28 protein-coding genes and 1 pseudogene are annotated in these 22,029 nt (G+C 31.7%); 17 read left to right on the top strand and 12 right to left on the bottom strand.

The features are described from left to right. The first annotated feature begins 11 nt into the window (after positions 1-11). The 3 genes from COC46_RS14820 to COC46_RS14810 all read left to right on the top strand — a co-directional run bounded on the left by COC46_RS14820 (position 12) and on the right by COC46_RS14810 (position 2,420). Positions 12-692 (top strand): alpha/beta hydrolase, encoded by a 681-nt coding sequence (locus tag COC46_RS14820; protein ID WP_098810476.1) that lies wholly within the window; start codon positions 12-14, stop codon positions 690-692. A gap of 19 nt (positions 693-711) precedes the next feature. Continuing rightward, the gene (locus COC46_RS14815; protein ID WP_098810475.1) at positions 712-906 is read left to right on the top strand and encodes a helix-hairpin-helix domain-containing protein; all 195 of its coding nucleotides are present in this window, start codon (positions 712-714) and stop codon (positions 904-906) included. A gap of 173 nt (positions 907-1,079) precedes the next feature. After that, positions 1,080-2,420, top strand: coding sequence for a glycosyltransferase family 2 protein (locus COC46_RS14810; protein ID WP_098810474.1), 1,341 nt, complete (start codon positions 1,080-1,082; stop codon positions 2,418-2,420). 61 nt (positions 2,421-2,481) lie between these two features. Here the strand turns inward: COC46_RS14810 and COC46_RS14805 are convergent, their stop codons facing one another. Next, positions 2,482-2,766 (bottom strand): YiaA/YiaB family inner membrane protein, encoded by a 285-nt coding sequence (locus COC46_RS14805; protein ID WP_098810473.1) that lies wholly within the window; start codon positions 2,764-2,766, stop codon positions 2,482-2,484. Positions 2,767-3,028: 262 nt separating this feature from the next. Here COC46_RS14805 and COC46_RS22255 point away from each other — a divergent pair, with 262 nt between their 5' ends. Beyond that, positions 3,029-3,190, top strand: coding sequence for a hypothetical protein (locus tag COC46_RS22255; RefSeq protein WP_176545165.1), 162 nt, complete (start codon positions 3,029-3,031; stop codon positions 3,188-3,190). A 76-nt stretch (positions 3,191-3,266) separates the two neighbouring features. Here the strand turns inward: COC46_RS22255 and COC46_RS14800 are convergent, their stop codons facing one another. Further along, positions 3,267-3,665 carry a thiol-disulfide oxidoreductase DCC family protein gene (locus COC46_RS14800; RefSeq protein ID WP_098810472.1) on the bottom strand — a complete coding sequence of 133 codons (399 nt, stop codon included), beginning with the start codon at positions 3,663-3,665 and terminating at the stop codon, positions 3,267-3,269. Positions 3,666-3,680: 15 nt separating this feature from the next. Next, positions 3,681-4,058, bottom strand: a complete 378-nt coding sequence (locus tag COC46_RS14795; protein WP_369700058.1) for a globin domain-containing protein — start codon at positions 4,056-4,058, stop codon at positions 3,681-3,683. 396 nt (positions 4,059-4,454) lie between these two features. Here COC46_RS14795 and COC46_RS14790 point away from each other — a divergent pair, with 396 nt between their 5' ends. Continuing rightward, positions 4,455-5,696 carry a DNA polymerase IV gene (locus tag COC46_RS14790; RefSeq protein ID WP_098810471.1) on the top strand — a complete coding sequence of 414 codons (1,242 nt, stop codon included), beginning with the start codon at positions 4,455-4,457 and terminating at the stop codon, positions 5,694-5,696. A gap of 75 nt (positions 5,697-5,771) precedes the next feature. Here COC46_RS14790 and COC46_RS14785 read toward each other — a convergent pair whose 3' ends face one another. Continuing rightward, positions 5,772-6,446 (bottom strand): N-acetylmuramoyl-L-alanine amidase family protein, encoded by a 675-nt coding sequence (locus COC46_RS14785; protein WP_176545168.1) that lies wholly within the window; start codon positions 6,444-6,446, stop codon positions 5,772-5,774. 298 nt (positions 6,447-6,744) lie between these two features. Between COC46_RS14785 and COC46_RS14780 the strand changes: the two genes are divergently transcribed. Then, complete coding sequence (locus COC46_RS14780) at positions 6,745-7,323, top strand: chromate transporter (RefSeq protein WP_098810470.1); 579 nt, start codon at positions 6,745-6,747, stop codon at positions 7,321-7,323. Beyond that, the gene (locus COC46_RS14775; RefSeq protein WP_098810469.1) at positions 7,323-7,850 is read left to right on the top strand and encodes a chromate transporter; all 528 of its coding nucleotides are present in this window, start codon (positions 7,323-7,325) and stop codon (positions 7,848-7,850) included. The genes COC46_RS14780 and COC46_RS14775 overlap by 1 nt, the downstream gene beginning before the upstream one ends. 75 nt (positions 7,851-7,925) lie before the next feature. Here the strand turns inward: COC46_RS14775 and COC46_RS14770 are convergent. Then, positions 7,926-8,309 (bottom strand): annotated as a pseudogene (locus COC46_RS14770) (SET domain-containing protein); the annotation flags it as partial. A 239-nt stretch (positions 8,310-8,548) separates the two neighbouring features. On the opposite strand from COC46_RS14770, the gene COC46_RS14765 reads away from it, so the two are divergent. The 3 genes from COC46_RS14765 to COC46_RS14755 all read left to right on the top strand — a co-directional run bounded on the left by COC46_RS14765 (position 8,549) and on the right by COC46_RS14755 (position 10,555). Beyond that, positions 8,549-9,049 carry a hypothetical protein gene (locus COC46_RS14765; protein ID WP_098810468.1) on the top strand — a complete coding sequence of 167 codons (501 nt, stop codon included), beginning with the start codon at positions 8,549-8,551 and terminating at the stop codon, positions 9,047-9,049. Positions 9,050-9,179: 130 nt separating this feature from the next. Next, the gene (locus COC46_RS14760) at positions 9,180-9,944 is read left to right on the top strand and encodes a MerR family transcriptional regulator (protein WP_098810467.1); all 765 of its coding nucleotides are present in this window, start codon (positions 9,180-9,182) and stop codon (positions 9,942-9,944) included. Positions 9,945-10,177: 233 nt separating this feature from the next. Further along, entirely contained in the window at positions 10,178-10,555 is a 378-nt protein-coding gene (locus tag COC46_RS14755; RefSeq protein WP_098810466.1) for a hypothetical protein, read from the top strand. Positions 10,556-10,842: 287 nt separating this feature from the next. Here the strand turns inward: COC46_RS14755 and COC46_RS14750 are convergent, their stop codons facing one another. Next, the gene (locus COC46_RS14750) at positions 10,843-11,766 is read right to left on the bottom strand and encodes an NAD(P)/FAD-dependent oxidoreductase (RefSeq protein WP_098810465.1); all 924 of its coding nucleotides are present in this window, start codon (positions 11,764-11,766) and stop codon (positions 10,843-10,845) included. A 199-nt stretch (positions 11,767-11,965) separates the two neighbouring features. Here COC46_RS14750 and COC46_RS14745 point away from each other — a divergent pair, with 199 nt between their 5' ends. After that, a complete protein-coding gene (locus tag COC46_RS14745) occupies positions 11,966-12,931 on the top strand; it encodes a DMT family transporter (protein ID WP_098810464.1) in 966 nt (321 codons plus the stop codon). A gap of 41 nt (positions 12,932-12,972) precedes the next feature. After that, complete coding sequence (locus COC46_RS14740) at positions 12,973-13,836, top strand: AraC family transcriptional regulator (RefSeq protein ID WP_098810463.1); 864 nt, start codon at positions 12,973-12,975, stop codon at positions 13,834-13,836. Between the two features lie 66 nt (positions 13,837-13,902). Here the strand turns inward: COC46_RS14740 and COC46_RS14735 are convergent, their stop codons facing one another. Then, the gene (locus tag COC46_RS14735; protein WP_098810462.1) at positions 13,903-14,844 is read right to left on the bottom strand and encodes a Gfo/Idh/MocA family protein; all 942 of its coding nucleotides are present in this window, start codon (positions 14,842-14,844) and stop codon (positions 13,903-13,905) included. 235 nt (positions 14,845-15,079) lie between these two features. On the opposite strand from COC46_RS14735, the gene COC46_RS22250 reads away from it, so the two are divergent. Next, positions 15,080-15,244: a hypothetical protein gene (locus COC46_RS22250; protein ID WP_176545167.1), complete on the top strand. Its 165-nt coding sequence runs from the start codon at positions 15,080-15,082 to the stop codon at positions 15,242-15,244. Positions 15,245-15,383: 139 nt separating this feature from the next. On the opposite strand, the gene COC46_RS14730 is transcribed toward COC46_RS22250, so the two are convergent. The 3 genes from COC46_RS14730 to COC46_RS14720 all read right to left on the bottom strand — a co-directional run bounded on the left by COC46_RS14730 (position 15,384) and on the right by COC46_RS14720 (position 17,750). Then, on the bottom strand, positions 15,384-15,995 hold the full coding sequence (locus COC46_RS14730) for a DsbA family oxidoreductase (RefSeq protein ID WP_098810461.1): 612 nt from the start codon (positions 15,993-15,995) through the stop codon (positions 15,384-15,386). 172 nt (positions 15,996-16,167) lie between these two features. After that, positions 16,168-16,560: a hypothetical protein gene (locus COC46_RS14725; protein ID WP_098810460.1), complete on the bottom strand. Its 393-nt coding sequence runs from the start codon at positions 16,558-16,560 to the stop codon at positions 16,168-16,170. Between the two features lie 74 nt (positions 16,561-16,634). Then, positions 16,635-17,750, bottom strand: a complete 1,116-nt coding sequence (locus tag COC46_RS14720) for a BMP family lipoprotein (protein WP_098810459.1) — start codon at positions 17,748-17,750, stop codon at positions 16,635-16,637. Positions 17,751-17,898: 148 nt separating this feature from the next. Between COC46_RS14720 and rnz the strand changes: the two genes are divergently transcribed. From rnz to COC46_RS14700, 4 genes are all read left to right on the top strand, one after another. Beyond that, on the top strand, positions 17,899-18,819 hold the full coding sequence (gene rnz, locus COC46_RS14715; protein WP_098810458.1) for a ribonuclease Z: 921 nt from the start codon (positions 17,899-17,901) through the stop codon (positions 18,817-18,819). Positions 18,820-18,933: 114 nt separating this feature from the next. Continuing rightward, a complete protein-coding gene (locus COC46_RS14710) occupies positions 18,934-19,686 on the top strand; it encodes a polysaccharide deacetylase family protein (RefSeq protein WP_098810457.1) in 753 nt (250 codons plus the stop codon). Positions 19,687-19,920: 234 nt separating this feature from the next. Then, positions 19,921-20,250, top strand: coding sequence for a lmo0954 family membrane protein (locus COC46_RS14705; protein ID WP_098810456.1), 330 nt, complete (start codon positions 19,921-19,923; stop codon positions 20,248-20,250). 23 nt (positions 20,251-20,273) lie between these two features. Then, entirely contained in the window at positions 20,274-20,915 is a 642-nt protein-coding gene (locus tag COC46_RS14700) for a PspA/IM30 family protein (RefSeq protein WP_176545166.1), read from the top strand. Between the two features lie 374 nt (positions 20,916-21,289). Here the strand turns inward: COC46_RS14700 and COC46_RS23225 are convergent, their stop codons facing one another. Both COC46_RS23225 and COC46_RS22460 read right to left on the bottom strand, forming a co-directional pair. After that, the gene (locus tag COC46_RS23225; RefSeq protein ID WP_098810454.1) at positions 21,290-21,511 is read right to left on the bottom strand and encodes a hypothetical protein; all 222 of its coding nucleotides are present in this window, start codon (positions 21,509-21,511) and stop codon (positions 21,290-21,292) included. A gap of 249 nt (positions 21,512-21,760) precedes the next feature. Beyond that, a partial coding sequence (locus COC46_RS22460; RefSeq protein WP_218012469.1) for a hypothetical protein occupies positions 21,761-22,029 on the bottom strand: 269 nt, incomplete at its 5' end.

Below are 22,029 nucleotides of genomic sequence, written 5' to 3'. Positions count from 1 at the left end.
AGGTGGAAAAAATGATTAATTTTTATGAAATAAATCCGAATAAATCTAATCGAAAAAAAACGATCATAATGTTTCACGGTTGGGGTTCAACGATTGAATCTCAAATACAACTCGGTAAAGAACTATCAGAAATAGGATATAAAGTTGTTATTCCCGAATTAAAATACCATGATTCGAGACAAGCTTTACATAACCATTTTGATCAAACTGTTTTACAAACATATTTTTGGAAAACAATTTTTGAAACGATTGATGAAGAAAATGAAATGATGAATTGTCTTCAGTTACAAAAAGAAAATACAATACTGCTAGGAAGTTCAATGGGTGGTTTTATTTCAAGCGGAATATTTTTTTCAAATACGAGCTATGCTGGATTAATTAATATAAATGGTTCAAGTTCTTTTATTTTTTCAGAGAATGATTTTCGTAAAAAAGATGGAAGAATTAGATTAGAGAATGAGGAATTGTCTTTGTTTGAAAAATATGACCCTAAAAATAAAAACACTTTTTCTAATAAGCCTATGCTATTTTTACATGGGGAGAAGGACATGATTATTCCAATTAGTGGACAATTCGATTTTTTAGCGACAAATAATAGTATTATTAGTTTTCTTAAATATGAGGATGTAAATCATTCGATATCAAATAAGATGAAAAGCGATTTATTAAACTGGTTAGAAAAAAGTTTTTAATAAGGAGAAATGATTACATATGAGTGAAAATTCACTACCAGCTGGTTTAGCAAAACCCGCAATCAGAGCTTTAACTGCGGCGGGCTACATACATTTAGACCAATTCACACAATTGAGTGAGGCTGAAATATCGAAATTGCATGGTATGGGTCCGAAGGGAATCAAGACAATAAAAACAGCATTAGAAGAAAAAGGTTTAACATTTAAAAAATAATAGTTCCACTACTAGAACTGATAAAATTTCAGTTCTTTTTTTATTTTTTAAAATAGTTTTTTTAAAAACTTTGTTTACCATAAGTTGTTAGCATTTTAAAATAAATTATCGTGATATAATTATTTTTATCCGTTAAAATTAATATTTTATTTTACAAAAAGGGGGGAGACTAACTGTTACCAAATTTGTCGCCAATACAGAAAAAGCAAACCCGAATATATTTTAGCGTGAGAAAGAAATTTTGGTTCAGCCATTTGATTTCATTTACTTGGTTTTTATTTTCGATTTATCTTTCAATACCTTGGGTAATAGATTTATCAGAATATGTTACGCTACCAATTGCAATCATCATAATAGGTGGAATTGCTTATATTCCGGGATATATGAGTGCATTTTTAGTTATAAGTTTACTGATCGATAAACAACCGAATTTTAAAAATGAATTTCCAACAGATTCGATTACAGTTTTAGTGGCAGCTTATAATGAAGCAGGAGCTATTTTTAATACTTTAAAATACATTTCAGATCAAGATTATTCGGGAAAAATAAATATTATCGTGATTAATAATAATTCAACTGATGATACTGATCGTGTAGTAATGAGAGCGAAAGAAGAGTTAAATTCCAATATTACTTTAATACATGAATCAAAACCAGGTAAGTTTCATGCACTTAATAAGGGATTGAAGTATGTTAAAACAACTTATGTCATTACGCTAGATGCAGATACATTAATTCATCCATCTGCTGTAAGATATTTAGTTGCTAGAATGATTAGTAGCCCGTCTGATGTTAGTGCTGTTGCAGGATCAATGCTCGTGCGTAATAGTCGTGAAACATTTTGGACTAGGATTCAAGAATGGGATTACTTATTAGGTATTGCCTCAATAAAAAGGCTTCAGGGATTATATCAAGGAACACTTGTTGCACAAGGTGCATTTAGTTTATATAAAACTGATTGTGTGAAGGAAGTTAATGGGTGGCCAGATGCGATTGGAGAAGATATCGTTTTAACTTGGAGACTTTTACAGAACCATTGGAAGGTATACTTTGAACCATTAGCAGTCGCATTTACTGATGCTCCTACATCACTTGGCCATTTTGCTAAACAAAGATCGAGATGGGCAAGAGGCATGATTGAGGGGCTTAAAGAAATAAAACCTTGGCAGCAGCCTCAAGTGTACACTAAGTATTTAACAGGTATAAATTTCATGATGCCATTTTTAGATATCGTTTATACATTTTGTTGGATACCTGGATTGATTTTAGCGTTTTTTGGAATCAAACTAATTGTAGGACCAATGACATTATTAGTACTTCCATTAACACTTATTAGTTACTCAACACTTTATTTCTATCAAAAAAATTATGTTTTCCGAAATCTAAACTTAAAAATTAGAAAAAATCGTCTAGGATTTCTATTTTTCCTATTATGTTTTCAAATGATTATGTCACCAGTTTCAGTTTATGGTTATTTACAAGAATTTTTTAAATTAAAACGGGTTTGGGAATAAAAACTTCGTTCACATAAAGAAGAGGGATCTCATCATTCGAACTGTTGAGATCCCTTTTTTTTTATAAATTATTTGACTCTTTCTTTGTTGAACTATCTAATTTCATTTTTAATTGTACTTCTTGGTCAGCAATAATATCATCATCTTCTGCATTATCACGAACAACCTTTTGAGTTAAAATTGATCCAACTGCTACTAATAACATAACCGCTATATAATATCCTTTTTCATTTAGTTCCATATCTGCATTGTATAGTCCGATACAAAACAAAAATACTCCTGCTGCTAAAGTAAAGTAAGCTAATACAGTAAATGCTGGTGTGTTTCTACGCCTGTGTTTCTGCAAATTTGATCACTCTCCGATTATTTATCAAAATGATATACGTTAAAATTTACACATAAAAATATATAAATGATTTCAAAAAATTATAACGTCTGATATTATTATATAAAATTTGTTACAAAATAGTAATAAAATTCTAATAAATAGGTTTAATTTTAAATATTACTGGAATTTTTTAGGTGAAATCAAAATAAAAAATAGAGAAATACAAAAAGTGTGCGAACTGAATATAGTGAGAAAATTTATTTAGAGAGGATGTTCTAACTTGAGTAATAGAGGTTCTGGGATTGGCGGAATCATTTTTGTAGGTTGTATGTTTCTAGGCGGTGGAATTGGAAGCTTACTACATGAACCACATTCAGGATGGCTAATCGGGATGGGAGTTGGTTTTATAGGCCTCGCATTATCAAAATATTTTCTGAAATGATAAGATAATCATTTAAATAAGGATATAATGACAAAAACCACAATTCATTGTGGTTTTTCAAATGGTCTCTTTTTTGTTATAAATAAAATCGATCGCGAATATCTTTTGATGGTATCATGCATGTTTCATTTTTACCGAAGAACTTATAGCGGTTTTTTGCGATAAGCCTATAAAAATAGTCGCGAATTGTTTTAGGGATCAAAATAAATCCATAGCATAATTTTGGCCAACCATTTAAATTTTTTGCAATGTGGAGTGCAGCCGAAGATTCAATTTTAATAAGCTCACTTTGTACAAGAATAATGGAATCAATTGAACTAAGTTCGGGATGAGCCTTCAAAAGCTTTTCTCCAAAAGAAGATTGTAATGCAGCAAAATGAAAATAACCTTTTTGGTCATGTTTAATAATAAATTGAACAGCACCATTACAAAAAATACATTCTCCATCAAATAAAATAATTGGCTCTTTGCTCATAATAATCCCCTTAAATTATTCTTGATTCACCATGTGGTAAGCAACATTTCTTAAATGAGATAATAATGGTTCTTTTATTTCTTCATCTAAATCTACATCATCCATTGCTTTTGCCATGCAATCCAACCAGTCGTGAGCTAACTCAATTGTAATTGGAAATGGTAAATGACGAGCGCGCATTCTTGGATGCCCTCGTTCCATACTATAATATTGGGGTCCACCTAAAAACTGTGTTAAAAATAGTTTTTGTTTACGTGCTGTTTCTTCCCAGTCACCTGGAAATATAGGTGATAATCTCTCATGTTTAGAAACATAAGAATAAAATGTGTCCACTAGTTCTTCTAATTTTTCTTTCCCTATATAGTCATACATTGATTGATTTGCGTTACTCAAAAGTAAATACCTCCATTAACTTCGAAAAATACATTATTGATAGGTTTATTTTATCTCTTTTTGGACTTTATGAGAAGTAAATAGGAATGTGTGTAAATCAATTTTTCATTGTAATGGAACAGTGTGTTGTTGATTTCCACTACAGGTTTAAACTATTGATTGTTTTATATTTGATTACTCTAAACCCTCAAGTCTAAATAGAAGAGGGGTTTTCTTTTGAATTTTACTTCGCATAGCTTTTCTCCTTTATTACGAAAAACGTTATAATAATTAAATACTTCTTGAATTTTTTATCTTAAAATCAAACTCTAACAGTCTTCCCTTTTAAGAACGACTAATACAAATAAATAGTAAAAGATAAATACATGATATGATACTACAAAAGGAGGTGTAGCAATGAATCAATGGGCACCAAAAAGCGGAAGAGTTATTTTACATGTTGATATGAATTCATTTTTTGCTTCGGTTGAAATAGCAAATGATCCAACATTAAAGGGGAAACCAGTTGTAGTGGCTGGAAATGAAAAAGAGCGTAGAGGAATAATCGTAACAGCAAGCTATGAAGCTCGAGCTTATGGAATTCGGGCAACAATGCCATTATGGGAAGCTCGAAAAAAATGTCCGGAGATGATTGTGAGAACTCCAGATCACGAAGCTTACCGAAAAGTCTCAAGGCAAATTTTTGAAAAATTAGGTTTAATAAGTCCTAAAATTGAAGTGGCATCAATTGATGAAGGCTATATTGATATAACAGATTGTGATGAGAAGCTAGGTCATCCAATTGAAATAGCTGAAATGATCCAGTTAATGTTATTAGAAGATTTAGATATGCCATGCAGCATTGGTATTGGTCCAAATAAATTTCTCGCTAAAACAGCTTCAGATATGAAAAAACCACTTGGTATTACTGTACTTCGAAAAAGAGATGTCCCAATTACTTTATGGCCTAGAAGGGTAGGAGAGATGCATGGGGTTGGTAAGAAAACCGAAGAAAAATTAAATGAAATTGGAATCTTTACAATAGAAGATTTGGCCAAAAGTAACGAGAAGCAATTGCAAGATTTGCTAGGTGTAAACGGTGTATCGTTAAGAAATAAAGCAAATGGAATAGATGAGAGAGAAGTCGATCCTAGTCGGATGCTTTCACATAAAACAATTGGCCAATCAACAACATTTTCATTTGATGTGTTTGAGGAGCCGATGATTGTTGAAAAATTTGAAGCCCTTTCTAAGCGTGTAGCTGAACGGTTAATTAAGAAAGGTTTAGTTGCAGACACTGTGACAATTACACTTCGCTTTAGTGATCGAAAAACAATTAATCGTAGTAAAAAACTTCCTACTCCTGTCCAACAGGGGAATGAAATCTTTAAAGAAGCATTTGATCTTTGGAAAAGAAATTGGAGCGGTGAACCATTACGCTTAATTGGGGTAACTGCATCACAATTAAATCCAAAAGATGAAATTTCAAAGCAATTGGATCTATTTTCTTTTGAAAAGGATGCAAAACAAGAACCATTATTTGAAACTTTACATAAATTGCAGGATAAATATGGTGAACAAGTTATCAGTTTAGGTAGACAAAAAAAGAAGAAAATTGATCGGAATAATATATTAGATATACTGAAGTCAACAGAATAAATGAGTTTCGACCTAAATTAAACTAAAAAGGGCTGTCCAAAAAAATTAGACAGCTTTTTTAGTTTATTTGTCCTTTTATACTTTCTCGATAACAATTTTATTAGCTGTATCAAGATATGGTTCGACTGCGTTTAGTACATTTTGATTATCTTGATAAGCTCCTATTTGAACGCCATCAACAATTACCCTGTGCATGTTAGATTTAGAAGTAAGGTTAAATGCACGTACTAATCCATTTACATGCCCTTGAGCTACTTTTTGACGCCAGTTTGGATCTTTAAGCTTTGCTGCATCACTTGCATTATCAATGAATCCATTTTCAGTCAAAATAGCTGGCATATTTGATTCACGTAATACATGGAAATTAGCTTTCTTTTTTCCACGATCAGTTAGACCGTTCACCTTTACGATCTCCTCGTGTAAAATGTTTCGATACCCAGCAGATTGCGACGTATCCGAAAGACTATCGTGAATATAATCTTCGTACCCAGACGCTGTTGAATTAAATGAATTAATATGAACAGATAAAAAGTAAGTTGCCCCCCATGAGTTTGCGTCATTTGTACGTTCAGCTAACGAACGATCAGTATCAGTAGATCTACTCATTCGAACTACAACATCATTATATTTATTCAGTAGATCTCTAATTCTTAATGCGATATCTAAAGTTAAGTCTTTTTCCTTTAATCCATTACCTACTGCGCCTGAATCAGTGCCACCATGACCTGGATCTAAATAAAGTTTCAACAATATTCTAATTCCCTCCTTACGATAAAGTATTCAAAATAGATGGATTTGAAATGGACAAGCAACTACTATATATAGCCAAAATGGATTAGATTCTAACCAATGTTTAAAAGAACAAGAATTGGTTAGAGAGATCATGAATTATATTTAAAGGATTTACATATTAATTCTATATTGATGGAAAAAAATCATATCATACGATTAATCCACTATTTTTATCAAAAAATAATAAAGCATAAAATAAAGCAAATTAATAGACATAATAAAACGAGATGGGTAAATAGGAAAAGGACTTGATTGAATGAAACAATTAAATATATTTACCGCTTTTTTTCGAAGTAGTATTTTAGGATATGGTGGAGGACCTTCTACAATCCCTCTAGTTTATAAAGAAGTTGTCAATACGTATAAATGGATGAAGGACGAAGAGTTTTCTGAAATATTAGCAATAGGGAATATGCTTCCTGGACCGATTAATACAAAGTTGGCAGGTTATATCGGTTATCGGGTTGGTGGTATAATCGGCATGCTTAATGCGATTATTGCAACGATTTTACCGACAATTATATTAATGATTGTTCTATTAACATCATTATCATCATTTAAAGATATCAGATGGGTTAATGGAATGAAGAAATCAATTGTACCTGTAGTAGGCGTAATGTTAGGTGTATTGACATGGCAATTTTATCAAAGTTCAAAAAAAGGATTGAAAACACCAACAATTTTAATTCATTTAGTTGTAGCTTTGTTTCTAATTCAATTTTTACAGATCCATCCAGCAATTGTGATAGGTGGTTTACTAGTATTTGCACTCTGCCAGCCGGTAAAGGTAGCTTCCTCAGATGACCAGAATACGAGGAAGGGACGGGCAAATTAATGATTTATTGGAAACTGTTTCTTTCTTTTCTAATTACAAATCTTTTAGGATATGGTGGAGGGCCTGCAACCATCCCATTAATCCAAACTGAAGTTGTCACGCAAAAACATTGGTTAACTCAACAAGAATTTCATGAAGCATTTGCAATGGGGAATGCATTGCCAGGGCCAATTGCAACTAAAATGGCAGGATATATAGGATATAAAATTGGAGGGGTTTTTGGCTCATTTATAGCAGTGTTTGCAACAGTTGTTCCTTCATTATTATTAATGATTTTTTTAATAGGATTACTTCATAAAAATCGGGATTCAATACGTGTTAAGAGAATGACTTCATATGTAAAACCGACAATTGTAGTTCTATTAGGACTACTTACATATGAATCTTTTTCTAATTCGTTTCAAGATATTGGAGCTTTACAAGTTATTTTTATTGCTGTTTGTACATTTTTCATCATGGGAAAATTAAAAATTCATCCAGCTCTTGTTGTACTTGGTGCATTAATATATGGTGCCATAAATCTTTAGAACTAATAAAAATAAATAAAAAAGAAACCAATTNNAATTGGTTTCTTTTTTATTTTCATTTTCTTTAGCCATAACTTCATCATAATCCTTATTAAACCAAAGTGGATCCATATTATCTACTTCTCCATTGTAATTAATCAAAATTTCCTCGCCAGCTTTAATATCTCTGTAAGCGTAAAAATCAAATGTGTGGTTATCAAAGTTAATGTCGTAAACTGCATTTGCTTCATAAGAATGGTTGAATAGCATCCCGTATCCTAGAAGAATTGCTGTATGGTTAATCCCATATTCAAATGCATAATCTGCTAATAATGTTTTTTCGATATGTTCATGTTCTTCGTTCGGGTAAGAAATTACGGGTGCCTCATGTATTAGCTCACCTTTTGCAATATCACGTGTTGCAAAGACACCTCGATTAAATTCACCGTCACTCAAAGTAGAAGTTTTAATTTCAATCATCATTACACCTATAATTCTCTCTTAAGTCTTTATAGATAGTTTGCCACTATTTTTAATATAAATCAATTTTTTTTAATTCAATTGTCATATTTGATAATCTGTTTAATGCCAAAAAAGTAATGAAATAAAGCAAGTCTTCTACCAAGAAGAAAATAAATAAAATTAGAAAAATCTAAGTATATAATTTGCCAATTCATCAAATTATAAAATTGTTATACATAATAAGGAGGCAGATTATAATGAATTTTTTTAATAAGATTATGATTTTATTGATTGTAATGTCTTCTATTCTTCCAGGATATAAGCATGCAGATGCTTCGACAAAAAAGGAGATTCTGCAAATTGAAGGATATAAGTCAAAGCAAACTGTAACACAAATTCCTAAGCTAACTGATATTTTCCAAGTTTCTACGAATCAAATTCTAATCACTTTTGATACACAAGTTGATATTAATTTAGGAACAAAAGCATCAGTTTACTGGATTCAAAGTCTGTCTGAGCAGATTCCTACTGGAATTGCATCACTTGGGAGCAACGGTAACTTTAATTCGAGGAATGCTTTATCAGATAACCAAGTTTCCATTAGAAAGGTACAAGGTGACAACAATTCATTTTTGTTAACATTTAAGCAGGAAATTCCTTCACATAAGAGATTTAAACTAGTAGTACGTAATTTAAACGCTGCAGGTGGAAAACCATATAATGGTGAGAATGGTGTGAAAGTATTTACAGGAAAATAAAAATATCCAGATCCCCTATACTAAGGGGATTTTTTTATGTTCGTTTAAAAAAGTTTTAAAAAATATAGAATATGAAATTGACATTGACGTTGCGTAAAGGTGTATTGTAGAGATGTCAGGAGGTGGCCCCATGGAATATACAGTACAAAAGCTTGGGCGTCTAGCAGGAATTAGCACTAGAACTCTAAGATATTATGATGAGATTGATATTCTTAAGCCGGCAAGAATTAACTCATCTGGATATCGAATTTATGGGCAATCAGAAGTAGATCGATTGCAACAAATCTTATTTTACAGAGAACTAGGTATAAATCTAGAACAGATTAAAGAAATTATTACATCACCTGATTTTAACAGTGCCAAAGCATTAAAAGAGCATCATGAGCAGCTTCTTGATAAAAGAAAGCAATTGGATTTATTAATTAAAAACGTAGAAAAGTCAATTGCACTAACAGAAGGGAGAATTACTATGTCGGATAAAGAAAAATTTGAAGGCTTTAAGAAAGATATGATAGAAGAAAATGAAAAGAAATACGGTAAGGAAGCGCGTGGAAAATATGGTGACGAAGCAGTTAATAAGGCTAATCAAAAAGTAATGAATATGACAGAAGAAGATCATAAAGAGGTAACACGACTTTCTGATGAATTAGCAAAAACATTAACTGAAGCATTAAAAACGGGGGACCCATCAAGTGAAATTGCACAAAAAGCAGCTGATTTGCATAAACAATGGTTAACATTTTATTGGAATTCCTATAGTAAAGAAGCACACGCAGGTTTAGCACAGATGTATGTAGATGATGAGCGCTTTAGAGCACATTATGATAAAGAACAACCTGGAACTGCTGAATTTTTAAGGGATGCAATTCATATTTACACAAATTATAAAAAATAAAAATATAAAACGGTGTACTTAGAAAATATCTAAGTGCACTTTTTTTATGAAATTTTGGAAAAAAATAGTAAGTGTATTTTACGAAATTTGGTATAATAATTTTTATGACTGATCCATTTAAGTAATAAATTTTATTGGTCAGTTGATAAATTTTTAAAAAATGGAATGTTTATGTACAATATAGGTAAGAATTTGATTTAATAATTCAATTTTTAAACTAAGGATGTACTAAAATGGAAGAACAATTTGTACCAAGGAAAGAGCGACATAAGAAGCGTTTTTTGAAAAAAAGTCAAAATATTGAACGTGAAAATATAAAATTTAGCACATATATTAAAAGTGTATTTTATTATTTTCTATTATTTTTAATTTTTAATCTTGTTCAATTTTATATATTTCAGCATGTTAATCATACGATCAAATCGCTTGAAAGTTTTGATATAGCAAGAGCAATTCTATCAGGTTTAATCTATTTGATTTGTATTATCTGCATTGAAGATACATTTAGAAGATATCAAATACCTTCAATCTTTATTCGAGTATTAATACCAATTTTAATGTTTATTTTAGCAATAATCACTATGTATACTTTAATCTATGTATTTTTCTAAAATGGATTATTTATAACTAAAAAGACTAAAAAGTATTACTTTTTTAAGGGATGTAATGCTTTTTTTTGTTGAATATAGTTTGTAATTGGGAAACTGCTTTGAGAGTGATTTATTTAGTTTATGCTGTATAAGAGTAAATAGATGGGTGCTAAGAATATAAATCGCAGCCCATCCATCTGTAGAAACAGAATAATTCTATTGAAATATGGAATGTTCTTTTGAGAATGAGATTAATAATGGGATAAAGTGCCTTTAAATCTTCAATTAGAATTGATCTTGTATATTTTTTATAATGATTGATTTGAATTCATTTCTAATAATCTTTTTTGAATCCAGACAGCAGCTTGCGTTCCATCACCCATCGCGATTGTAACTTGTTGTGAATGTGCTACTAGATCACCTGCAGCCCATACATTCTCTACATTCGTTTCCTTTGTACGAGAGTCTACAAGGACATGCTTATTATTTAAAAGATTGACTCCTAATTGGATTGCAAGGTTATTCTGTACTTCATTTCCACTAAAGCCGATAAAAGCTCGTTCCCCAAAAATTATTTCACCACTCTGTAAACGAACTCCTTTAAACGTCGACTCGTCATCTTTAATTACTTCATTAATTAATTCTTTTCGATATTGAATTCCATTTTTTTGTAGTTGTTCAAATAATTCGGAATTTATATCAGTTCCGTCGTGATTAATATAGGTAATTTGATTAGACCAATAAGTTAATGTTATTGCTAGATTAGCTCCAACATCACCAGCTCCAAGAATTAAAACACTTTTATTTAATATTTCATATCCATCACAATCTGGGCATACGAAAATTGTGGAACCAAGGCAATCGACTAAGTTTTTAATTTGTGGAATACGATCAATCAGTCCAGTTGCTAGTAAAATTGTTTTGGCAGTATAGGATTTCTTTTCTTTGGTACTGATTTTGTAGTAGTTGTTTACTTTTTGTATACTAATTACTTTATCATCAATAAATGATACACCATAAACTTCTGCATGATTTCTACCTAGCTGTCTTAACTTTTGACCACTTATACTATCCGGCCAACCCAAAATATTGCGGTATGTTTTACATATTGTTGAACGTCCATAATTTGAGTCGATAACAAGTACTTTTCTTTGATATCTACCAAGTTGAATCGATGCTTGTAATCCCGCAAAACCGCCTCCTATTATGATACATTCATATAATTCATTCATAACTAGTCTCCTAAATCTTTTTACAAATTCATATATGTTCAATTTTTCCAATTATAAAAATTCTAAACGCGATTTCTCATTTATTCATTTTCTGGAAAAATAAAAGTTGATTGATTGATATATTATGAATATTTAAAGTGTGGTACGATTCTTCTATTAACATTAAGTTAAATTTGTTGTGGGAGTGGAAAGGGTTAAAATGAGTACAAATAAGTTGGCATTAACAAATTCTAGAACGAAAGGAATTATTCTCGTATTAACGGCAGCAATTTTATGGGGGATATCTGGAACTGTCGCACAGTTTTTATTTCAAAGAAATAGTTTTAGTGCAGAATGGTTAGTTGTTATTCGATTACTGTTTTCAGGAATCATTCTACTAATCTTTGCAAGTCTAAAGGAAAAGAAGAGTATAACTGATATTTGGAAGGACCGGAAGGATGTATTAAGTTTATTATTATTTAGTATTCTTGGGATGCTAGCAGTTCAATATACATATTTCGCTGCAATTAAAAGCTCAAATGCGGCTACTGCAACTATTTTACAATATCTTGCACCAGTTATTATTACATGCTATTTGGCAATACGTTTTAAAAAAGTACCAACCGCAAAAGATGTATTTGCTGTCGTATTAGCGCTTGTAGGGACGTTTTTGTTAGTGACGCATGGAAATATGAAAGGATTGTCTGTAACTGGATGGGCGTTATTTTGGGGACTATCGTCAGCAGTTGCTTTAGCATTTTATTCTTTACAGCCACAAAATCTTCTTAAAAAATATGGCTCAACAATCGTAGTAGGATGGGGAATGCTAATCGGTGGGATTTGTTTTAGTTTTATCCATTCACCTTTTAAATTTCAAGGTTATTGGTCAATTAGTGCATATTTTGCTGTTATATTTATCGTTATATTTGGAACATTAATTGCATTTTATTGTTATTTAGAGAGTTTAAAATATATTAATGCTTCAGAGTCTAGTTTACTTGCATGTGTTGAACCCTTATCTGCAGCTGTGTTATCAGTTATTTGGCTAAGAGTAAACTTTGAAATCTTAGATTGGATTGGTAGCTTATGTATTATTAGTACAATTGTCATTTTATCATTAGCTGATCATAAAAAAAGTTCTAAAAAAACTAATCTGTCAAAAGAGAGCATAAAAAGACAGGTTTAATCAATTTAATCTTGTTAGGATGTAAATAAGGGAGGAGTCATATGGCTTGGATTGAATCATTACAAAAGGCAATCGACTATATTGAAGACAATATACTAAATGAGTTAACGATTGAAGAAATTTCTAAGCAAGCAAATTCGTCAGTTTTTCATTTCCAGCGGACATTTTCTATTTTAACGGATATTAATATTGCTGAATATATAAGGCGACGAAGATTGACGTTAGCGGCAAATGAATTAACTACAACTGATCGAAAAATAATTGATATTGCCTTGAAATATGGATATGACTCTCCTGAAGCTTTTGCAAAAGCGTTTCGTAGACAGCATGGTGTAACACCAAGTGAAGCAAGAAAGTTTATTGGACATCTAAAATCGTATAACCGCCTCGTAATTCAGGTGAGTTTGAAAGGAGCAGAACCAATGCAATTTAATATTGTCGAAAAAAGTGCTTTTCAAGTAGTCGGGGTGAAAAAAGAGTTTTCTTATTTGAATGATCAACAACAACAACTGATTCCTGAAATGTGGGAAGAGGTTAATGCAAATGGTACGAGTGATCGATTGTACGAAATAAACAATGGAGATATTAAAGGTGTTTTAGGTGTGTGTATGATGAGTGAGGAGCAAAAAGAAAAAAATCTATTAGAATACTGGGTTGCATCCGTACATGAAGGTGATACGCCAGAAGGATTTTTTAATCATGAAATTCCTGCATCCAAATGGGCAGTATTTGGTGTTCATGGAGCAATGCCGCATGCAATACAATCTGCATGGAAGAAAATTTTTTCTGAATGGTTTCCTTCAAGTGGGTATTCCCATGCAGGAATTCCGGAATTCGAGCTTTATCCAGAAGGTAATCCATTTAGCGAAGATTATTATTCAGAAATTTGGATTCCGGTAAAATAGATTTATTGTTTAAAAGTGAAATAAAAGGTGCATCTCTAAGAGAGCACCTTTCCTTTATGTAATCCCTTATCCTCGTAAAGCCTCTAAAACAACTTGTGCTTTATAGCCCTCTGAGAAATCTATGATCGTTGCCTTTTCACCTTTTAGAGCTTTTACTAAATTATTAATTAATGAATCGTCTAAAGATTGATCAGATTCTATTAGTTGAATCGATTCGCCAATTTTCCCTCCTTCTAAATTAGCCCAATTTACTAATGAAAGAGTTCCTTTTGAACCGTAAGCTGTGAATTTGATTTCTTCTTCACCTGCAATCTGGCTTAATCCATCAATTAGGACAGGTGTCCCATTCTCTAATTCTAAAAAGGCGATTATTCCATTTTCAGATGCAAGTGGGTCAGCTGGATATTGAATATTCTTAGCGTTCACTTTCAAGTCACCAAAGATTTTTTGAATTTGTTGAATATAATGCACACCAACCTCTAATACGTATCCACCTTGTTCTTTTGTGGCAACCCATTCATTTTGTTGCCAAAGTCTCGGCCAATTTGGAAAACGCAATTTTAATTCGATTCTTCTTAGGTCACCTACATATCCTGACTTAATTAAGTTAGCAAAAGATTTGCTGCCAACATTGTAGTTTAAAGGAAAGTTCATCGCATGAAAAATACCCTTTTCTTTTGCTTGAGTATATAGTCCTAGAGCTTCCTCGGTTGAATTTGCTAAAGGTTTTTCGCAAAGGATGTTTATTCCTTTGGCGATTACATCAGATACTACAGCATAATGATATTTTGGAGGTACTGTAATATAAACGAGATCAAGTTCAACATTTTCAAGCATATCTTGATGATTTGTAAAAGTTAAAACTGAATTTAATTGATTACTAGTTTCTTTAACTCTTTCTTCTAATGTGTCACAGATTGCCACTATTTTTGTTTCTTGATGATTTGAAAACAAAGGAATTAATCTTTGGCCAATAGCGCCAAGACCGATAATACCAACTTTTATCATAAGAAAAACACCCTTCGAAATAGATTTATAATGTAATTATAGTAAGAAAAGTTAATTTATTAAAGAAAGAGATACGCTTTTCAAAGTTAAATGTATTTAGGTATTACAAATTACTTATGGACAATGAATTATTAAGCAAAAAGATTTGTGAATTTCCAAAATTATAGAGCTATTTAGAAGGTTTTTCGTCATAGAAAGCGAATACAATCTATTAATGAGTAATGGAGGTGACATCATGGAGAAGAAACCATTGTATTATGATGGTAGTGGAGATGCAGTAGAATACATTCAATCTGAAGTAATAAAAAGGGAAATGATTATTGATCCAGAAGTACGAAAAAATGTAGCTGGTAATCCATTTATCATTGATTGGAGTCAAATTAAAGAAGCTTCGAATTAATAGCTTATTTTTTTTGTAATCTGTTCTTAATTAAGAACAGATTGTTTTGATTATCGAATCAATACTTATTAATTAAATAAAAAAGGATGTTCAAAAAGTTGGTATTTACACTTTCTGAACATCCTTTTGTTAATGTATATTAACAGTTTCCATCTATGTCGCAGCTTAATGAAGACTGCTCTACTAATTTTTGGTTAGTTAATGCTTGAAGAAATGCTTCTTTACTTTGTACGCCTTGTAAAACTCGGTCACCAATAATGAATGTTGGAACTGCATTAATAAAATTAGGATTTTGGATTGATGCGTCATACTTTGTATTTGAAACGGCTTCAAGGAATTCAGAACGGTTTAAGCCAATACTTTCAGCAATATTGGCAAGTATGTTTTCATCACCAATTTCTTTACCTTCTGTCCAGAATCCTGCTAATACAGCTTGAGCGTATTTTGAACCTTTCCCGTTTTCTTCTGCAAATAAAAATCCTCTATGAGCTTTTTTTGTTGAAGGATGAGGGTCCATTGTTGGTAAAATCATCTCCACGCCAAGCTTCTGTGCAAGTGGTTGAACTCCGAATTTCCATCCTTGTTGAATATATGAACTATTTGGACTTAAAGGTTCAGTTCCTTCAGGTCTTAATTGAAATGGCTTCCATTCAAGTTCTACACCGTCTACTTCTTTAAGGGCTTCTTCAAGTGGTTTTTTTCCTAAATAACAAAACGGACATACATAGTCCGAATAAATCGTAACTTTCATTTCATAATCCTCCTAAATCAATTAAAGAAAGTATAAACAAAATAAGTACTAAATCTCAATTTATTAGCTTGAAAATATAAATTTCTTTTTTTATTATGAGTTTAATTGTGTTTAAGGCAACACAATATACTAAACAAATCTTGAATAAAAAAAGAAATAGAGCATTTAAGCGCTATTTCTTAACATCATTCAAGTCATTATTTGGAGGATTTTCTGGTGGTGGATTCGTTTCAATTCTAGCCGGATTTAGATCTATAAATGAGTTTAAAAAATATTTCCTTCTTAAAAGTAAAACTGATAATAGTAATAGGCCACAAATTGATGTGAAAATCATTCCAGTAAGTAATCCACCTAAATACATGAAAGTGTCCATTTGTGATGTAAATAGTGACCAAATTAAAATTGAAAGGATTCCGTCTGCTAAAACGATTGCAAGCGATACTACTAAAAATGGTAAAAATTGTCCAGTTTCTTTTGTTTTCTTTGAAACATACTTATATCCAATTGGCACTGATAAAAAGATGATAAAACAATAGAAGAGTAATATGAAATCACGAATTGACATAGTATCACACCTAACTTTTTTTGTTGGTACTATACTATATGCTGAATATTCATATAATTGGACAAGATATTTTTTTATTTACCGATTTTTACTTTTTTCTTTTTAACTTCTCCTTTTTCAGGCTTTTTAGGGTCGAAGTTATCGAATTCCTCTTTTGTTTTTGGCACTTCGATATGACCTGTTCTAATATTAGCTTCATATAATTTAACTTGTTCTTTTGTATCTTTATTTAAATTTTTATCAGTTTTTGCAAGTCCAACCCCATTTTCTTTTATACCCCATTTTAAGATACGCCCACCTTGAAAGTTACCTTTTAATTTTTTAGTAATCACTTCATTTACACCTTTATCAATCCTTTTAATTGCAGATGTAAGTGTCACATTCTCAGGTAATCCTTCTTTATATTGATCCCGGTCAACACCAATTACCCAAATTTTTTTGCCACTCTTCTTTAATTTTTTAGCTTCAGTAAATACCCCTAAGCCTGTTTTCCCTGCTACTTGGAAAATAATATCGACGCCTTCATCATTATATAAGGATTTGGCTAATTTACTTCCTACTTCGGGTTTATCAAAAGAATTTGCAAATTTCGTCATAACTTTTATTTTTGGGTCTTCTGACATAACACCTGCTTTAAAACCGTATTCAAATCTTTTAATAAACGGATCTTTTGTACCTCCGATAAACCCAACTTTATGTGTTTTAGTGTTCATTGCTGCTGCAATTCCAGCGAGGAATGCTGATTGTTCTTCGCGATAGGTAACACTTACGACATTTGGTTTTTCTACAATCCCGTCGATAATTACAAAATCAGATTTCTTTTCTTTACTAGCAATTTCAGCGATTGCTTTCTGAAAAGAATAGCCTATGCCAAATACTAGATCATATTTTTTTTTAGCGTACTTCATTAATTCTTTCTTTGCATCTTTATCTGTAGGGGCATCAGTTTTTACATAATTTTTATTTTCTTTCCAATTATGTTTCTTGCCTGTTTTTTTAATACCTTCCCAAACTGCTTGATTAAATCCTTTGTCATTAATTTCAGTTTGACCCATAACGATGCCAATTTTAAAATCTTTCTCCTTTTCTTTCTCTGAGGCACTGATATTATTATTTCGACTACTACAGCTAGTTAAAGTAATACTAGCTATGATTGAAATGGTAGCGATTTGGAAAAACCGTTTTCGCATTGTTTTCCTCCATATATTTATATTTAAAAAACTAAGCTCTATTGTGTAAATTTCCCAATCAATTCATAAATCATTCTTTAAAGTGTTGGCAATTTAAAATACAAATGGTACTGTTACAAGTAGAAATTATATAGATGGAGGCATAAACGTGAAGCTTGTATTTTTAGGAACGGGAGCAGGAATGCCATCAAAAGGTAGAAATGTAACAAGTATAGCATTACAGCTTTTAGAAGAAAGAGGAGCTACTTGGCTATTCGATTGTGGTGAGGCAACACAGCACCAAATTCTACATACGACAATTAGACCACGAAGAATCGAGAAAATTTTTATTACCCATTGTCATGGAGATCATATCTTCGGATTGCCTGGGTTATTAAGTAGTAGAACTTTTTTAGGTGGAGAGGATCTATTAACTATTTATGGACCTAAAGGAATTAAAGAATATGTAGAGACTAGCTTTCGAATTAGTGGAACTTACATAAAATATCCCATTGATTATATTGAAACGACAGAAGGCATAATTTTTGAAGATGATCAATTTATTGTTCAAGCCCTCGAGCTTGAGCACGGCATTCAATCATTTGGTTATCAAATTATTGAAAAGGATTTACCTGGAGAATTAAATGTAGAGGAATTAAAGAAGGCTGGTGTAAAACCAGGACCAGTTTATAAGTTCCTAAAAGAAGGCAAAACCGTAACTTTAGAGGACGGAAGAATGTTAAATGGCAAGGATTTCATTGGTCCTTCAAAAAAAGGTAGACGTATCGCAATTGCAGGTGATACACGTATAACTGATAAGAGTAACATACTAGCAAGAGGTATGGATGTATTAGTTCATGAATCAACCTTTTCTGATGAGGAAGCTAGTCATGCATTTGACTATTTCCACACAACGAGTACTCAAATTGCAAATGTTGCGAAATGTGAGGGGATTAAAACACTTTATTTAACTCATATTAGTGCAAGATATCAAGGTGATGCTTCAACTAAATTATTAAGTGAAGCTCGTGAAATCTTTGAGCATTCATATATTGTGAATGATTTTGATGAATACGAAATTAGCAGATAAGAGAGTTATTCCCTGGGGATTTTAGCTTAATACAGGGCTTTTAAAAAGTTGAGAAGTGTACATAAAAGAATAGTTTAGTGACATGATATAAGTATTCTGTGTAAAAGGAAGGTAATGGCTTTGAAACAATTAAAAGTTATCCTTTTATTTATTTTAAGCTTCCAATTCATTTCGTATAGCTCAACTAACGCAAGTGCTGAAAGTAAAAATCGATATTACTATGAAAAGCAAGGTACTGCTATTTGGGAGGTACCTGTAAAAGAGAAAGTAATTGCTATTACATTTGATGATGGGCCAAATGATGAATATACCCCTGAAGTCTTAGATCTATTAAAGAAGTATAACGCTAAAGCAACATTTTTTTTAGTAGGTGAGAGAGTTGCGAAGTATCCTGAAGTTGCGTTAAGAGAAATAGATGAAGGACATGAAGTTGCAAATCATACTTATACTCATGCTCGACTTCAATATTTAACTGATGAGCAAATTAGGGATCAATTACATAAAACTCATGATGCAATTATTGCAGCAACGCACGTAGAACCTGTTTTATTTAGACCTCCATTTGGTTATTATAGTGAGCGTTCGATTAATACTGTACACGATCTTGGCTATTTAACTGTCATGTGGTCTTGGCATCAAGATACATTTGATTGGCAAAATCCAGGAGTATTTAAAATCGTTTCAAATGTGTTAAAAGATACTAAAAAAGGAGATATTGTTCTTTTTCATGATCACGGAGGGGACCGTAGTCAAACAATTGATGCATTGAAACAAATTCTTCCTGCGCTTCAAGAGCAAGGCTATCAATTTGTAACTGTATCACAACTATTACAATTAAAAGCAGGAGTTAAACTACCTAATTTTTAGTCAAAAACCAGATTAATGGATTATCGTTGATCTGGTTTTTTGTTTTCCTTGATAAGTAGCTTTATGATTGCGGAACAAGAAGATACTTAAAAAACAGTATTCCATGCCTTCTAATCCTGCCTAAAACTGCTCTTCTCCAACTTAAGTCTGATATAAAACCATTCCTCAGGCCATTATTCTAATATAAAAACTTGTATAAGATAGGAGTATAAGTTGAAAGGAGGCGACGAGGTCATGAAGAAGTTCTTAACTTTTATCCTCGTACTAATATTAATTGGAGTTGCTTTAGCGAATTTAGGTGGCCTGATTACTTTAGCACTTGGGTTAGTAATCACATATTTCAGTTTTAAAAAGTTTTTAAAAACAGATTCAATTTTTATGAAAATCATCTGGACGATTATTGGATTAATCGGTTTATCGATTGCCATAAGTGGTCTACCTTCTTTAATAGGTGCAGCGGCAGCCATTTTGCTTTATTACCTATATAAAGATTATAAAAACCAAAAAAAGCTTAAAGATGATGAATTTAATATTTATGATGAGAATTTTAACCCAATCAAATAATCAAATAAGAGGAGTGTATGAATATGAAAAACTTATTTACTCGTATTAAAAATCAAATCTCAGCGGATTTACACGGTTTATTAGATGAGAAAGAACAACAAAATCCTATTTCACAATTAAATTACTTTATTAAACAATCTGAAAGTGAGTTAGGTAAAGTAAAAGGATTACTTGAAAGACATTATTCGTTACGTACGAAGTTCCAAGTTGAACGTGAAGGATCTCTTCAAATGGTGCTTAAACGTGAGGAGCAATTGAAGGTTGCAAATGAAGCTTTAGAAGAAGAGTTAATTAAACGTGCAAGCGAGGATTTAACTTTCTATAAAGAACAAGCTGAGAAGTTTGCTGCTTTAATAACTAAAACAGAAGAAGAAATTAGCTTTATGCATGAGCAAGTTAATCAAATTGAAAAAAAGTTAAAAGAGCTTCATACGAAAAAATATGATTTAATGTCACGTCAAAATATGGCTCACGCAACAAAAAAGATTAATGAAACTCAACATTTACTTAATAGTAAAATGCCATCAATTGATTTCAACTATTTTGAAAAACAAATTCGTGATTTAGAACTACGAGTTCGTTCTGAATTTGACCTTCAATCATTTGATTATAAAATTGAGCAATTAAAAAAAGACCTGACAAATAAAGTTAAGCAAGAAGCTTAATTGTTTTGAAAAAGAAGAGATTTAGTCTCTTCTTTTTTTCGGGTGTTGAAAAGTAATCTTGATAATTATATACCAAATTATCGTAAAGGTAGCCCTGTGATGTTGATTTTCACTACAGGTTGCTCGCTTTCCATGGGGCGAGACCTGAGCCTCCTCGTCACGTTCGTTCCTGTGGGGTCTCAGCCTTCCCGCATTTCCCATAGGAGTCGATCAACCTTCCGTTCCAATCAACTTATTCAAATAAAAAAGTCTACAATAATATTATATTAATTTCCTTTACTTAGGGTAAAAATAACAATTTGTTCAACGGTTAGTACGGCAATTAAGATAGAATATCGAATTTATTAACAAATAATTTGAACTTTTTTATGCTTTTAACTTGTGAAAAGAAATAAAGTATTACTAGGGTTTGTTGGTATAAAAATAATTCTAAACTCAAAATTTACTTTTCGATATTTATAAAGCGATTTTCCTGATTTTGAAAGTTTATATAAGCGAACTTTCTTTTTATGTTTTTTCCAATTATAAGGCGTTACTACTTTTTGATGATTTTTTAATTTTGTACAATGTTCCAACTTTGGACATAATGCACACACTTTTCGTTTGACTCATATTCTCTATAGTCCTCTCTTGTCGTTGTACTATATCTAAGTTCTTGATTGTTTGGACAATATGAACATTTACTTCTATTCTCATTTGATTTTAAATGAGTTGAATCGAATCTTTAACATCATGTCACCTTAGCTTTTTGATAATTTAATTATATTAAGAGATGAATCCCGATAGATTGAAATTCGTCAAAAAGATTTGACACTTTTTTGAAAGATTGTTGGTTTTAAAAGATTTTACAGTAATCTTTGGGGAATGATTGGAACGTAAGGTGCGAGACTCCTGTGGGAATAGAGGGAAGGGTGAGACACCGCAGGCTCGCCGAGGAGGCTCACTTCTCTCCCCACGGAAAGGGAGCGAGGCCACTGAAAAACCCTATGATTTTTGAAAAAGTCCGATTTCCAAAAATCTCCATCCCCACTTTTGTCTCTATATTGGGTTAAAAAGTATTGCATCATTCCCACTTTAGCTATAAAAATCAAGGTTTTTATGGGAATTGATTTTT

Origin of the sequence: Bacillus sp. AFS041924 (assembly GCF_002577195.1) — a bacterium.
Taxonomy (GTDB): domain Bacteria; phylum Bacillota; class Bacilli; order Bacillales; family Bacillaceae_G; genus Gottfriedia.
The sequence above is the reverse complement of the archived record's forward strand: the minus strand, read 5'-3'. Positions and strand labels throughout refer to the sequence as shown.